The organism is Burkholderia sp. AU33423, assembly GCF_002223135.1.
GTDB lineage: Bacteria > Pseudomonadota > Gammaproteobacteria > Burkholderiales > Burkholderiaceae > Burkholderia > Burkholderia lata_D.
This window is the reverse complement of record NZ_NKFH01000007.1, coordinates 1,802,176-1,815,404: the sequence shown is the minus strand read 5'-3', so window position 1 is coordinate 1,815,404 and position 13,229 is coordinate 1,802,176. Positions and strand designations below refer to the sequence as shown.

The following is a 13,229-nucleotide window of genomic DNA, read 5'->3' as shown; positions in this document are numbered from 1 at the left end:
GCGGCGCGCACGGCCATCCTGATCTATGACGATGGACAACGAAATCCTGACCACGCCCGCGCTGATCGCCCGGGCAGCCGCGCGCTACGGCGCGCATCCGGCGATCGAGTTGGAGCATGGCCGGCTGACCTACGCGGAACTCGACGCGGCGCGCGTCGACGCGGCCCGCGCGCTGCTCGCGAGTGGCATCGCGGCGGGCGACCGCATCGCGGTATGGGCGCCGAACCTGCCGGAATGGATCGTCGCGGCGCTGGCGATCCACACCGTCGGCGCGATTCTCGTGCCGGTCAATACGCGGATGAAGGGGATGGAGGTGGGCGGCATCCTGCACGACGGCGGCGCGCGGCTGCTGTTCTGCTGCGGCACCTTCCTCGGCGAATCCTATCCGGCGATGCTCGCGCCGCACCGGCCCGCGACGCTCGAGCGCGTCGTCGTGTTCGACGGCGAGCCGCCTTCAGGCGCGTGCGACGAGACCTGGAACGCGTTCCTCGCACGCGGTGCCGAGGTGCCGCTGGCCGCGGTGCGCGAACGCGAGGCACGGGTCACGCCCGACACCGTGATGGACCTGATGTTCACGTCCGGCACGACGGGCCGCCCGAAGGGCGTGATGACCGCGCACGGCCAGAACTTGCGCGCCGCGCAGGCGTGGGCGGCGATCGCCGGCGTACGCGCCGACGACCGCTACCTGATCGTCAATCCGTTCTTCCACACGTTCGGCTACAAGGCCGGCTGGCTCGCCGCGCTGTCGAGCGGCGCGACCGTGCTGCCGCATCTCGTGTTCCAGCCGGCCGACGTGCTGCGGCGCGTCGCCGACGACCGCGTATCGGTGCTGCCCGGCCCGCCGACGCTGTACTACGCGCTGCTCGACGCACCCGATCGAACGACGCGCGACCTGTCGTCGCTGCGGATCGCGGTGACGGGCGCGGCGGCGATCGCGCCGAGCCTGATCGAGCGGATGCGCGCGGAGCTCGGCTTCGAGACGGTGCTGACCGGCTATGGGCTGACCGAATCGTGCGGCTTCGCGACGCTGTGCCGCCAGGGCGACGATGCGCAAACCGTTGCCTGTACATCGGGGCGCCCGATGCCGGACGTCGAATTGCGTATCGCGGGCCAAGGCGGTGAGCCGCTCGGGCCGGACGAGACCGGCGAAATCTGGGTGCGCGGCTACAACGTGATGCGCGGCTACTTCAACCAGCCGGACGCGACGCGCGAGACGGTCGATGCGGACGGCTGGCTGCATACGGGCGATCTCGGCTGCGTCGATGCGGACGGCAACCTGAAGATCACCGATCGCATCAAGGACATGTTCATCGTCGGCGGCTTCAACTGCTATCCGGCCGAGATCGAGCGGCTGCTCGCCGCGCATCCGGCGATCGCCCAGGTGGCGCTGGTCGGCGTGCCCGATACGCGGCTCGGCGAAGTCGGCCATGCGTATGTCGTGCTGCGGCCGGGCGCGCATGCCGACGCCGATGAACTGAACGACTGGGCGCGTCGCAACATGGCGAACTACAAGGTGCCGCGGTATTTCACGTTCGTCGAGCAACTGCCGACGAGCGCGGCCGGCAAGGTGCTGAAGTACCGCCTGCGGGCGGGAACCGAGGCGGCGGCCTGAGCGCCGCCGCGACACACGAACGGGATGAACGCATGAACGACAACGGGTTTCCGCAGGGCGCGGTGCTGGTGTTCGGCGGCAGCGGCGGGATCGGGCAGGGGATCGCGCTCGAGTTTGCGCGTGCCGGCGTGCCGGTCGCGGTGGGCTATCGGAGCAAGGCCGACGTGGCCGAACGCGTCGCGCGCGAGATTCGCGGCGAAGGCGTCGCGGCGACCACGCACTGCGTGGACGTGACCGATCCTGCCCAGGTCGACGCCGCGCTCGCGGCCGCGATCGACGCGCATGGCCGTGTGCATACGGTCGTCTGGGCGGCCGGTCCGTTCGTGAACCAGCGTCATATCGGCGACATGACGCACGACGACTGGCGCCGCGCGATTGACGTCGAGACGGTCGGCTTCTTCGTGACGGCGAAGGCTGCGTTGCCGCACTTCCGTGCGTCGGGCGGCGGATCGTTCGTGACGCTCGGCTCGGCCGGGCACCTGCGCTGGCCGGATCGCGACGGGCTGTCGGTCGCGCCGAAGGCGGCGAACGAGGCGCTGGTCAAGGGGCTGGCGCGCGAGGAGGGGCGTTACGACATTCGCGCGAATTCGATCCTGGTCGGCGTGATCGAGGCCGGGATGTTTCCGGTGCTGCTCGAACAGGGGCAGTTCGATCAGGCGTGGATTGACGAGACGCAGAAGATGCTCGCGCTCAAGCGCTGGGGGAAGGCGCACGATGTCGGGCGGGCGGCGGTGTTTCTGGCGTCGGACCGGGCCAATTACATCACCGGGCAGCAGTTGAGTGTGTCAGGCGGGTATGGGTTGTAGCACGGCCGACCGAACGCGAAGGGCTGGCCGCTCGTCGCGAGCGGCCTTTGCATTTCCGATTCGCCTGGCGGCCCTGCTACGGATGCTCGATGTGTTGCACGTTCGCAAGCACTTCCGGAGAGCGCTTTGCCGGTGTTTCCGGCCGGACTGAGGGAACGCTCACGGCATTGCACCCGCTTCGCTCGTCGCTGTTCCCCATGACCTTGTCGCGAAGCCGGATGTAGGGCTGCTCGACGAACTTGTATGTCAGATGCGCGAATACGAAATAGAAGCCGGCGAGCGTGACATACAGGATGAGTGTCGTGCGATGACTTTCGATTGACCATCCGTATTTTGCAAACATGCCGAGCACCAGTGTCAGCATGCAGATGTGTCCCAGGTAGAGGGAATACGAAATCCGGCTGGTCCAGTCGATGAAGCGATCGAGCAGACGACTGCCCGACGTGCGAATGGTCATCGCTGCGGGAAGCAACGCGGCGATGACGACGGACAACATCGGGTATGCCATGGTGCGGACGGTGGCGTTGGTGACGAGATAAGGCGCACCGCACGCGAAGTAGAGCGTCAGGGCGACAAATATCGGCAACGCAAATTTCCAGAGCGACGCAAGACGCGCAAACTGTTTCGGTCGTTCGATGCGGATATACGCAACGATTACCCCGATGAACAGGGAATCCAGTCGGCACAATACGATGGATCGAACATGACGATCGACATCCGATAGCGACTGGGCGTTCCAACCAAAAACGATCCTTGCGACAAGCGGGCCAGCGATGAACACGGCGCACGTTGCGAGCATCGCACGTCCGTTCGACTTCAGCATGCCTGCGGCGGCGAGAAATACGCACGGGAGCAACAGGTAGAACCATTCTTCGACGGCCAGGCTCCACGAGTGCTCGAAGAATGGTCCTATCGGCCACGCCAGATTCTGGAGAAAGAGGAAGAATGGCCAGGCGACGTCGAGGGATGCCGGGCCGTGGTAGTCGAAGCGCAGATAGACGAGCAGGAAGAAGGCATAGAGCGGGAGGGTGCGTGCCCAGCGGCGCTTCCAGAAATCAAGAACATCGCCAGGGGCCTTGAGCTTGCCCGCTTTCCGCGACCGGATCAGTACGCTGCCGATCAGGAACCCGCTCAGAACGTAAAAGATCTCTACGCCGATCGTCCCCTGGGCCGAGAAGTACCATCTCATCCATGCAGGCGGCGCCCCGTGCGCCACGGTATGGCTGGCGAGAACGAGGAGAACCGCGAGCGCGCGCAGTATATCCAGCCCGAATACGCGCTGATTATTGGGGGGCGGAGCGGACTTCGTCATCGATAACGTGGGTGGGTTGGACGCCGAAGTGTAAATCAAACCTGGCGGGCTGAAGCGCTGGGTCCCCGGAAGGAACTGCGATCTCATGACGATGCGGGTTCGCACCCGGATCGAACGCATGGCCGCATCCGGAAAACGTTGCCGGATCTGCACGACAGGCGGTAGTAATGCCTGATTGTGGTCGCCATGCCGCGATTCCGGCCGACCGGTTCGGACTGTCGAATTCAGGGGGAATTCGCGAGCGGTGAATCGTTCCGATGGGTGCGACTGAATTGAACAGCCGCACCCGCGTCGCCGATCAGAGTTTACGCATCACGCAACCGATATAGTCAGCGCGATCAGGGGAGAGCGTTTCGATAGTCGCCAGGCCCTCGATTTCGCGGCAGATACTAAACGTTTCGTTTCGATTCGAGATCAGGAAATCGCGCCCGTCGACGTGGAAGTTCCATTGGTGGAAGCCTTCCCAGTTCTCGTTCAGCGCCTCATTCGCCGCATGCTCGGTCGCAATGAAGCCACCGGGTTTCGTCACGGCGACCATCTGCCGAAACGCTTCGACCGGATTGTAGCTGTGGTCGAGCGTGTTTTTCGCATAGGTCAGGTCGAACGTGTTTGCCGGAAACATCGTGGTCAGGCATTCACTTTCGCACTGCCGGGTTTTGATGAGGGGAAGCCCTGCAGGGAAATCCAGGCGGCTGTACAGATCGCCCAGCGCATCGACGGCGGTGATGTCCAGCGGCATGCCGTTCATCTTCTTGCCCAGCACCGTCATCGGGCCGGCCCCCACGTCGAGGATCTTCGGATTCGGGATGCCGTTCAGCAGCTCGGCCATCCACGGATGTACTTCGGCGTCGGGGTTGATGCGGAACTGAAAATCTTCCGGCCACGCACCGCCCTTCGTATCCAACCACTTCGACCAGAATTCGATTTCGTTATCGATTCCGCTAGACCACTGCAGTTTTTGCATTGTGCCCGTCCAGAGGGTATGGACGGACGATTCTATCATCCGCGGGCAGGCTGTCATCGGTCGACGAAACTTCGGGCGATGCGGGAATCGGTGCGGTGTACTGATCGGCTGCGGCTCACACGACGGCCCTTTCGCGCGGCACGCGTGAACCGGCATCCGTATTCCCCCTGACTTGCCGGGCGCGCTTGCGTATCGGCCTCGCACGCGCTCTGTGCGAGGTCACACCCTTGCAACGTTTCTTCGATGCATGCGGCCATGTTCGATCGACGGTAACGGAGACGGACGTGCGCTAATGGCCGTCCGGCCTTGTTCGGCGTGCATCGCGATATCGATGCGTGTGCACACAATCGCGCGCTGCGGCGTCGCGTGCCGAATATCGATGCGTTCCTGAAACATTTCTCCCGATTTCGCCCCGCACGACGGCGAGCGTTTGGCTGCGACGCTTGCTGCGCGTGGATTGGCGAGGCATGGCACGTGCCTTGCGGTGGACCCGGTGCCGTCAGTGCAGACGAATCTCGCCAGAACGATCAGGGCATCGGCGGCATGTAACGACATCGAAACAAACGGGGAATCGGATCGGGCCGCGGCGCCGCGCATGTCGTATCGGTCATGCGCACGGGGCAACGCGTTCCCGATCCGTCGAACAGCAAGCGTGCTTGCAAGGTGTCGTGCCGGGGTTCGCATCACGCAGGGCGGCGCAGGTCGCATGCGTTGGCGAGGCGCGCCCGGCACATGTCGGGGGAGGCGCCCGTGAAAACGACGGTGAAACAATGGGCAGCGGTCGCGGTGACGTGCGCCGCGAGCATGCATGTACTCGCGCAGGAGATCTACCTGCAGGGCGGCACGCAGGGCGTCGGCATCGGTGCGGCCGTGAGCTTCAATTCGATGCTGGGTGCGCATGCGGACTTCAATGCGATCGATCTTTCGCATGACTTCACGGTGGCCGGCAATCGCTATCAGGACGACCTGAAGCTGCGCCAGGGCGGCCTGTACGCGGACATCTTTCCATGGCGAGGCAGCGGCTTCCGGGCGACGCTCGGCCTGCGTTTCAACGACGACGATCTCCGTGGCGTATCGGTGCCGACCAATGGCTCTTATGTGTTCGGCGGCAAGCGCTATCCGGCGATGCCGGGGATGAACGCGGTGGCGGAAGCGCGCTATCCGACCGTGATGCCGTACTTCGGGATCGGCTACGGGCACCGGCCGGCGTCGAAGGGGCTGGGGTTCGTTGCCGATCTTGGCGTGGCGTACGGGATACCGAAATGTTCGTACACGCTGTCGCCGGAACTGGCGGCCGCGGCCGGGCCGGCGAAGAGCCAGATCCTGGCGTCGAGCGGGCTGGATTCGCTGCGGCAGGTGATGTCGCGCTATCGGTGGTACCCGGTTTTGCAGATCGGGATTTCGTATCGGTTCTGATCGGTGGGCAGGTCACAGCGTGGCCGTGTGACGCTCGCGCTCGGGTTGTACCGGTCGGTGTGCCGGACGCGCGTTGCTGCGTTTCGCGATGAATGGATGCTCGATGTAGCGATAGGTCAGCAACGCGCAAAGTACCGCGACCAGCGCGCATCCAAGCGAGAGCAGCCAGCGTTGCAGGTCGTCCGCGGAACCGATCTGGAAAACGAACCGGTTGATCGCGTGGATCATCATGTACACGATCACCATGTGGATCATGTAGATGCTGAAGCTGGCCGTGCCGAGCAAGGCGAGCGGACGGGTCTTGAGCACGCCGTAGAACGTGTTCCCGCACGCGACGCACACGAATACGGGCAGCAGCGGCAGCACGCCCTCGATCGAATAGCGTTCGCCCGGGCTCGGGGCGACGGCAAGGATCAGCAACGCGACGGTGGCCGCCGATTTCGTGTCGAGCCGCGCGCGGATCGCGGGGTGCCGCGACACCTCGAATGCCACGGCGCCGAACGCGAACAGCAGCGCCATGCTGCCAGGCTGCCCGAACAGCGTCGCGCAGATCGTGACGATCGCGAGCGCGAACAGCTTGCGCCACGCATGCGTCGCGACGAACCACGCGAGAAACGGAACGACGGCGTAGAACCGCCATTCATATCCGAGCGTCCACCAGACGCCGCTCAGATAGCTGGTGCGTTGGGCGCCGTTGATCGGGAACGCGCCGAACCAGCCGAGCGACACGGTCTTGAGCACGTCGGCCAGCAACTGCGTCGGCGCATCCACGACGTTGCGGGGAAACCAGACCAGCGTGCAGACGACGATGACGGTCGCGTAAGCGAGATAGAGCGGGGCGACGCGCCGCACGCGCCCGACGAAGAAGGTCCGCACGTCGAGCGTGCCCTTGCACGCGCGTTCCCAGAACAGAAACCCGGTGACCATGAAGAACATCGCGACGGGAATCGTCCCGAGATTGCGCAGGAAGCCGGGGCTCGTGCCCCAGCTTCCGGTCGTGAGCAAACCCTGGTTGCACGCGAAGTGATGAAAGACGACGGAAGTGGCGAGGATGCCGCGGAATCCGTCCAGGTTGTGATAGCGCATCGACAGCGACTGGTCGACGGCGAACCGGTAGAACGGCGTTTGCCGCGCGACGAGCCACGCGATGATCGCCACGGCTGCGAGGCATGCCGGGAAGTAGAGTTTGTCGGGTGTCGGGGAAAAGAGGGTATCGAGAGAAGGCGTAACGAAGTCCACTGAAAGGCGTCTCGTGTCTTGATCGGGATTTCAGGCACGGATGATCCGCGTCGATGCAAGGTCTTCTGCGCGCTTTGCTCGGCGTTATGTCGCCGGTCTCATGGTTTCGATGGTATCAAACGATGCCGATGGCCGCTGCGCGGATGCGTGAGGGCCGGCTGCCCGTCGGAGACTGGCCATTCGGCTGTCTTTCACATCGCTTCGCCCCGGTTTACCTTGGGCGACAGCAGTTCGACGCGTCGGGCCAGCGGAGGGAGGTAGGCGGATTCATGCCGTCCGTGACCGAGGGCCAGCGCAGACATCGTCGTCCGTCCGTCATCAAGATGATAGCAATGCTTGCACTTCATCCTGTTGGCGCTATCATTGATAGCAAATCAGGACGGAGGGATTCATGGCAAATCTACTGGTGCGTAACGTGGATGACAGTATCGTTCAGAGCCTGCGCGAGCAGGCTGCGGCAAATGGCAGGAGTGCCGAGGCCGAACATCGGGCCATCCTGGCCGATGCGCTCGGCCGGCCGAAGCGAAAGACATTCGCGCAAGTGCTGATGAGCATGCCCGATGTCGGCGACGACGCGGATTTTCAACGTGTTCAGGATTCCGGCGAGGCGAGGCGTGTATTTGATTGATACGAATGTCATCAGCGAAATCAGGAAGGGCAAGCGAACCAACCGTGGCGTGCGGGCGTTCTTCACGCAGGCCGCGGCTGACGCGAGCCCGCTTTACCTGTCCGTCGTGACGGTTGCTGAACTTCGCCGCGGCGTCGATCTGATTCGTCATCGCGGCGATCATCCTCAAGCGTCGGCGCTCGAGGCCTGGATGGCGACCATCCTGTCCGGCTATGCGCCGAACATCCTGCCGGTCGACATCGAGATCAGCCAGATGTGGGGGCATTTGCGCGTGCCCGATCCGACGCACGAACTCGACAAGCTGATCGCGGCTACCGCGCTGATCAACGATCTCACGGTGGTCACACGCAATGTCGCGGATTTCGCCCGCACCGGCGTCAGGCTGCTGAACCCGTTCGACTGACCCTCGTTGCCGCGCTGCGGCAACCGTACCGGCTCACCGTCTCCTTCCGCAAGCACGGCCCGTCCCGCCGGGCTTCCACGCGCGCCCGCGCCACGCCGATTCCCCGCCGCCTCTCGTCCCAACAGACGATGTAACACCACCCCCGACCGGCCAGAATCCTTTCACGAACAACGGATTCTGAACCAGGAGGAGGCCGACATGATCGATGTCCGTGCGCTTGGCTATGTCGTCGTCGAGGCGACGCGCGTCGATGCGTGGCGCCGCTACGCGGAAGACGTGCTGGGCATGCAGGCGCTCGACGCGCCCGACGGCGCGCTGTACCTGAAGATGGACGAGCGCGATTTCCGCTACGTGATCGTTCCCGGCTCGACCGACCGCTATTTCGCGTCGGGCTGGGAGTTGCCCGACGGCGCCGCGTTCGACGCCGCACTGGCGGCACTGCAGCGTGCGGGCGTCGAGCCGGTGCGCGCGACCCGCGACGAGGCCGCGCTGCGCCGCGTGCAGGCGATGGCATGGTGCACCGACCCGTCCGGCAACCGCCACGAGCTGTACTGGGGCGCACGCTGCGACTTCCGCCGCTTCGTGTCGCCGCTGGGCGTCTCGCACTTCGTCACCGGCGACATGGGGCTCGGCCACGCGGTGCTGCCCGCGCCGCAGTTCGACGCGACCGACGCATTCGTGCGCGGCGTGCTCGGCTTCGAGCTGTCCGACATCTATCGCGTGAAGTTCACGGCCGATCCGGCGGAACCCGAGAAACGCATCCACTTCATGCACTGCCGCAACGCGCGCCATCACAGCCTCGCGCTGTTCGAGATGGTCGTGCCGTCGGGCTGCGTGCACGTGATGGCGGAAGTCGACTCGATGGACGAAGTGGGCCGCGCGCTCGACCGCGTGGCCGCGCACGACGTGAAGCTGTCCGCGACGCTCGGCCGGCACTGCAACGACCAAATGATCTCTTTCTACATGAAGACCCCCGGCGGCTTCGATCTCGAATACGGCTTCGGCGGCCTCACGGTCGACTGGTCGAAGCATGCGGTGTTCGAGGCCACGAAGGTGAGCCAGTGGGGCCACGATTTCAGCATCGGATACCGGTAAGCCAGCACGATGACGATGAAACCTCTCGACAAGACGATGTCCGCGCGCGACGTGGTCGCGCAACTCGCCGACGGCATGACGATCGGCATTGGCGGATGGGGCCCGCGGCGCAAGCCGATGGCGCTGGTACGCGAAATCGCGCGCTCGAACCTGAAGGACCTGACGATCGTCGCGTACGGCGGCGCCGATGTCGGCCTGCTGTGCGCTGCGGACAAGGTGCACAAGGTGGTGTTCGGCTTCGTGTCGCTCGACGTGATTCCGCTCGAACCGCATTTCCGCCGAGCCCGCGAGCAGGGCCGCGTCGATGTGCTCGAACTCGACGAAGGGATGCTGCAGCTCGGCCTGCGCGCGGCCGCCGCGCGCCTGCCGTTCCTGCCGACCCGCGCCGGGCTCGGCACCGCGCTGCTCGATCACGCGCCGCAACTGCGCACGGTGCGATCGCCGTATGACGACGGCGAGACGCTGCTCGCGATGCCCGCGATCGAACTCGACGTCGCGCTGCTGCACGTGAACGCGGCCGACCGGATGGGCAACACGCGCATCGACGGCCCCGATCCGTTCTTCGATGCGTGGATGGCGCGCGCTGCACGGCGTTGCTACGTGTCGGCGGAAGCGGTCGACGCATCGCTCGCGAGCGAAGACCTCGACGCCGCCAAACGCAATCCGTTCGAGCGCTCGCTCGTCACCGGCGTCGTGCATGCGCCGGGCGGTGCGCACCCGACGTCGTGCGGGCCGGCCTACGGCTGGGACCTGCCGCACCTGCGCGCGTACTGCGCCAGTGCGGAAGACGACGTGAAAACGACGGCGTACCTGCGCGACGTGGTCGGCCAGGACGAACGCCAGTACCTCGAAGGCGTCGGCGGCCTGTCGCACGTGACGACGCTGCCGTTGCCGATTCTGTAAAGGAGCGCCTGTGAGCGAATCTCTCGACCATTCCCTCGCGGAACTGATGATCGTCGCGTCCGCGCGACTCTGGCGCGACGACGGCGAAGTGCTGGCGACCGGCATCGGCACGGGCCCGCGGCTCGCGGCCGGCCTCGCGCGGCTCGCGTATAACAACGGGCTGATGCTGACCGACGGCGAAGCGTATCTCGTCGAGGAGCCGGTGCCGCTTGGGCCCCGCCCCGACGGCTATCGCGTGAAGGCGAGCGGCTGGATGACCTACGAACGCGTGTTCGACTGCCTGTGGCACGGCCGCCGCCATGCGCTCGTGATGCCGACACAGATCGACCGTTTCGGCCAGGCGAACATCTCGTGGCTCGGCGACGACTACGCGCGCCCGAAAACCCAGTTGCTCGGCGCGCGCGGCTTCCCCGGCAACACGACGAACCATGCGAACTCGTTCTTCGTCAGCGGCCACGGCAAGCGCACGTTCGTCGAGAGCGAAGTCGACATGGTGTGCACGGTCGGCTACAACCCGGCGCGCCGGCTGCCGGGGATGAAAACCTTCGTCGACCTGCGCAGCATCGTCACCGACCTGTGCGTGATGGATTTCGGCGGGCCCGACCACGCGATCCGCGTGCGTTCGCTGCATCCGGGCGTGAGCTTCGACGAAGTGCAGGACGCGACGGGCTTCCCGCTGGTCGCCGCACCCGACCTCGGCACGACGGCCGCGCCGAATGCGGAAGACCTGCGCATCGTCCGTGCGCTCGACCCGCACAACCTGCGCGCGACGATCGTGCGCAACAATCCGGCGCCGCGCCGGGGATGAGGTCCGACATGGAAGCGACCCAGGTGACCTTCGGCGACGGTGTCGTCGACTACGCGGTCGAGGATGGCATCGCGACGATCACGATGAACCGCCCGGAGTATCACAACGCGCAGAACTCGAAGATGACGTATGCGCTCGACGCGGCGTTCCGACGCGCGGCGCACGACGACGCGGTGAAGGCGATCGTGCTCGCGGGCGCCGGCAAGCATTTCTCGGCGGGCCACGACATCGGCACGCCGGGCCGCGACATCCACGAGTCGTTCGACCGCGCATCGCTGTGGTACGACCACGTCGACAAGGAAGGCGGCGAATTCCTCTATGCGCGCGAGCAGGAGGTATACCTCGGGATGTGCCGGCGCTGGCGCGACCTGCCGAAGCCGACGATCGCGATGGTGCAGGGCGCGTGCATCGCGGGCGGGCTGATGCTCGCGTGGGTGTGCGACCTGATCGTCGCGTCCGAGGATGCGTTCTTCGCCGATCCGGTCGTGCGGATGGGGATTCCGGGCGTCGAATACTTCGCGCATGCATACGAGCTGAACCCGCGCATCGCGAAGGAATTCCTGTTCCTCGGCGAGCGGATGCCGGCCGAGCGCGCGTACCAGATGGGGATGGTCAACCGTGTGGTGCCGCGCGAGCGGCTGCGCGATGCGACCTATGCGATCGCCGCGAAGATCGCGACGATGCCGCGCCTCGGGCTCACGCTGACCAAGCAGGCGCTGAACCACGTCGAGGAGCTGCAGGGCAAGCGCGCGGCGATGGATGCGGCGTTCGCATGGCATCACTTCGCGCATGCGCACAACGAGCTGGTGAGCGGCGACCGCCTCGGCGGCTACGACGCGCGCAGCATGGCCAGCTCGCAGCGCCAGCCGAACGGCGTGGACCGCGGCGACGCGCAGGCACCGGCACCGGTTGCCGTCAACGGAGCCGCCGCATGAGCACGACGCTGCATACGCCCTTGTGCGACCTGCTCGGCTGCCGTTACCCGATCGTGCAGACCGCGATGGGCTGGGTGGCCGATGCACGGCTCGTCGCGGCTACCGGCAACGCAGGCGGCTTCGGCTTCCTGGCCGGTGCGACGCTCGAACCCGAGCAGGTCGAGGCCGAGATCCTGAAAGTGAAGTCGCTGACGGACCAGCCGTTCGGCGTCAACTTCCACATGTTCCAGAAGAACGCGCAGCAGGTCGTCGAACTGGCGATCGAGCACCGGCTGCGCGCGGTGAGCTACGGCCGGGGGCCCGATGCGAAGACGATCCGCCGCTTCAAGGATGCCGGCATCGTCTGCATGCCGACCGTCGGCGCGCCGAAGCATGCGGCGAAAGCCGTCGAACTCGGCGCGGACATCGTGACGGTGCAGGGCGCGGAAGGGGGCGGCCACACGGGCTCGGTGCCGACCACGCTGTTGTTGCCGAAGGTGCTCGACGCGGTGCGCGTGCCGGTGGTCGCGGCCGGCGGCTTCTTCGACGGGCGCGGGCTGGCTGCCGCGCTCGCGTATGGCGCGGCCGGCATCGCGATGGGCACGCGCTTCCTGATGAGCGCCGAATCGCCGGTGCCGCGCGAGACGCTCGAGCGCTACGTCGCGGTCGGCGACCCGGCGCGCATCCGCGTGTCGGACGCGCTCGACGGGCTGCCGCAACGGATGATCGACAACCCGTATCTGCTGAAGCTCGAGCGCTTCGGTCCGCTGCGCCGCACGTGGTTCGCACTGAAGACCGCCGAAGCGTGGCGGCGCCAGAACGGGCTGAGCACGGGCGACATGCTCGGCCTCGCGCTCAAGGCGCTGCGCTCGCAGGACTACACCGCGAGCCAGACGCTGATGGCCGCGAATGCGCCGTTCCTGATCCAGCGCGCGATCGTCGAGGGCCGGCCGGATGAAGGCGTGCTGCCGAGCGGCCAGGCGGCCGCGATGATCGGCGCGATCGAATCGTGCGACGCGTTGATCGCACGGATCGTCGCGGAAGCCGGCGAGCGGCTCGACGCACTGGCCGCGCTGCGCGGCGCGCCGGCCGCACAGGCTGCGTGAAAACATAACAGGGAGGCTTTGGA

General features: G+C 65.9%; 13 protein-coding genes. 10 read left to right on the top strand and 3 right to left on the bottom strand.

Annotation, left to right across the window (positions count from 1 at the left end; all coding sequences use genetic code 11):
* Window positions 1-25 precede the first annotated feature (25 nt).
* Together CFB50_RS26760 and CFB50_RS26755 are read left to right on the top strand one after the other, a co-directional pair.
* Window positions 26-1,612, top strand: a complete 1,587-nt coding sequence (locus CFB50_RS26760; protein WP_089447778.1) for a FadD3 family acyl-CoA ligase — start codon at window positions 26-28, stop codon at window positions 1,610-1,612.
* Between the two features lie 32 nt (window positions 1,613-1,644).
* Entirely contained in the window at window positions 1,645-2,418 is a 774-nt protein-coding gene (locus CFB50_RS26755) for an SDR family NAD(P)-dependent oxidoreductase (protein WP_089447777.1), read from the top strand.
* A gap of 76 nt (window positions 2,419-2,494) precedes the next feature.
* On the opposite strand, the gene CFB50_RS26750 is transcribed toward CFB50_RS26755, so the two are convergent.
* Complete coding sequence (locus tag CFB50_RS26750; RefSeq protein ID WP_089447776.1) at window positions 2,495-3,850, bottom strand: acyltransferase family protein; 1,356 nt, start codon at window positions 3,848-3,850, stop codon at window positions 2,495-2,497.
* A gap of 178 nt (window positions 3,851-4,028) precedes the next feature.
* Entirely contained in the window at window positions 4,029-4,694 is a 666-nt protein-coding gene (locus CFB50_RS26745) for a class I SAM-dependent methyltransferase (protein WP_179254230.1), read from the bottom strand.
* Window positions 4,695-5,426: 732 nt separating this feature from the next.
* Between CFB50_RS26745 and CFB50_RS26740 the strand changes: the two genes are divergently transcribed.
* Window positions 5,427-6,110, top strand: coding sequence for a hypothetical protein (locus CFB50_RS26740; RefSeq protein WP_089447774.1), 684 nt, complete (start codon window positions 5,427-5,429; stop codon window positions 6,108-6,110).
* Between the two features lie 12 nt (window positions 6,111-6,122).
* Here CFB50_RS26740 and CFB50_RS26735 read toward each other — a convergent pair whose 3' ends face one another.
* Window positions 6,123-7,349, bottom strand: coding sequence for an acyltransferase family protein (locus tag CFB50_RS26735; protein ID WP_089447773.1), 1,227 nt, complete (start codon window positions 7,347-7,349; stop codon window positions 6,123-6,125).
* Between the two features lie 391 nt (window positions 7,350-7,740).
* On the opposite strand from CFB50_RS26735, the gene CFB50_RS26730 reads away from it, so the two are divergent.
* The 7 genes from CFB50_RS26730 (at window position 7,741) to CFB50_RS26700 (ending at window position 13,206) form a co-directional block, all read left to right on the top strand.
* Window positions 7,741-7,977 (top strand): FitA-like ribbon-helix-helix domain-containing protein, encoded by a 237-nt coding sequence (locus tag CFB50_RS26730; protein ID WP_039351245.1) that lies wholly within the window; start codon window positions 7,741-7,743, stop codon window positions 7,975-7,977.
* The gene (locus CFB50_RS26725; protein WP_256979285.1) at window positions 7,964-8,380 is read left to right on the top strand and encodes a type II toxin-antitoxin system VapC family toxin; all 417 of its coding nucleotides are present in this window, start codon (window positions 7,964-7,966) and stop codon (window positions 8,378-8,380) included. Before CFB50_RS26730 ends, CFB50_RS26725 begins: the two co-directional genes overlap by 14 nt.
* A gap of 198 nt (window positions 8,381-8,578) precedes the next feature.
* On the top strand, window positions 8,579-9,475 hold the full coding sequence (locus tag CFB50_RS26720; RefSeq protein WP_089447771.1) for a VOC family protein: 897 nt from the start codon (window positions 8,579-8,581) through the stop codon (window positions 9,473-9,475).
* Window positions 9,476-9,484: 9 nt separating this feature from the next.
* Window positions 9,485-10,378: a CoA transferase subunit A gene (locus CFB50_RS26715; protein WP_089447770.1), complete on the top strand. Its 894-nt coding sequence runs from the start codon at window positions 9,485-9,487 to the stop codon at window positions 10,376-10,378.
* 10 nt (window positions 10,379-10,388) lie between these two features.
* Window positions 10,389-11,186 (top strand): CoA-transferase subunit beta, encoded by a 798-nt coding sequence (locus CFB50_RS26710; RefSeq protein ID WP_089447769.1) that lies wholly within the window; start codon window positions 10,389-10,391, stop codon window positions 11,184-11,186.
* Window positions 11,187-11,194: 8 nt separating this feature from the next.
* Window positions 11,195-12,121: an enoyl-CoA hydratase gene (locus CFB50_RS26705; protein ID WP_089447768.1), complete on the top strand. Its 927-nt coding sequence runs from the start codon at window positions 11,195-11,197 to the stop codon at window positions 12,119-12,121.
* Window positions 12,118-13,206, top strand: a complete 1,089-nt coding sequence (locus CFB50_RS26700; protein ID WP_089447767.1) for an NAD(P)H-dependent flavin oxidoreductase — start codon at window positions 12,118-12,120, stop codon at window positions 13,204-13,206. Before CFB50_RS26705 ends, CFB50_RS26700 begins: the two co-directional genes overlap by 4 nt.
* The last annotated feature ends 23 nt before the right edge of the window (window positions 13,207-13,229 follow it).

What these genes read in the sequence shown, in the direction of transcription:
- CFB50_RS26720 (WP_089447771.1), top strand. Translation starts at nt 8,579, where the DNA reads ATGATCGATGTCCGTGCGCTTGGCTATGTCGTCGTCGAGGCGACGCGC.
- CFB50_RS26700 (WP_089447767.1), top strand. Translation starts at nt 12,118, where the DNA reads ATGAGCACGACGCTGCATACGCCCTTGTGCGACCTGCTCGGCTGCCGT.
- CFB50_RS26760 (WP_089447778.1), top strand. Translation starts at nt 26, where the DNA reads ATGACGATGGACAACGAAATCCTGACCACGCCCGCGCTGATCGCCCGG.
- CFB50_RS26745 (WP_179254230.1), bottom strand. Translation starts at nt 4,694, where the DNA reads ATGCAAAAACTGCAGTGGTCTAGCGGAATCGATAACGAAATCGAATTC.
- CFB50_RS26730 (WP_039351245.1), top strand. Translation starts at nt 7,741, where the DNA reads ATGGCAAATCTACTGGTGCGTAACGTGGATGACAGTATCGTTCAGAGC.
- CFB50_RS26755 (WP_089447777.1), top strand. Translation starts at nt 1,645, where the DNA reads ATGAACGACAACGGGTTTCCGCAGGGCGCGGTGCTGGTGTTCGGCGGC.
- CFB50_RS26750 (WP_089447776.1), bottom strand. Translation starts at nt 3,850, where the DNA reads ATGCGTTCGATCCGGGTGCGAACCCGCATCGTCATGAGATCGCAGTTC.
- CFB50_RS26705 (WP_089447768.1), top strand. Translation starts at nt 11,195, where the DNA reads ATGGAAGCGACCCAGGTGACCTTCGGCGACGGTGTCGTCGACTACGCG.
- CFB50_RS26740 (WP_089447774.1), top strand. Translation starts at nt 5,427, where the DNA reads ATGTCGGGGGAGGCGCCCGTGAAAACGACGGTGAAACAATGGGCAGCG.
- CFB50_RS26715 (WP_089447770.1), top strand. Translation starts at nt 9,485, where the DNA reads ATGACGATGAAACCTCTCGACAAGACGATGTCCGCGCGCGACGTGGTC.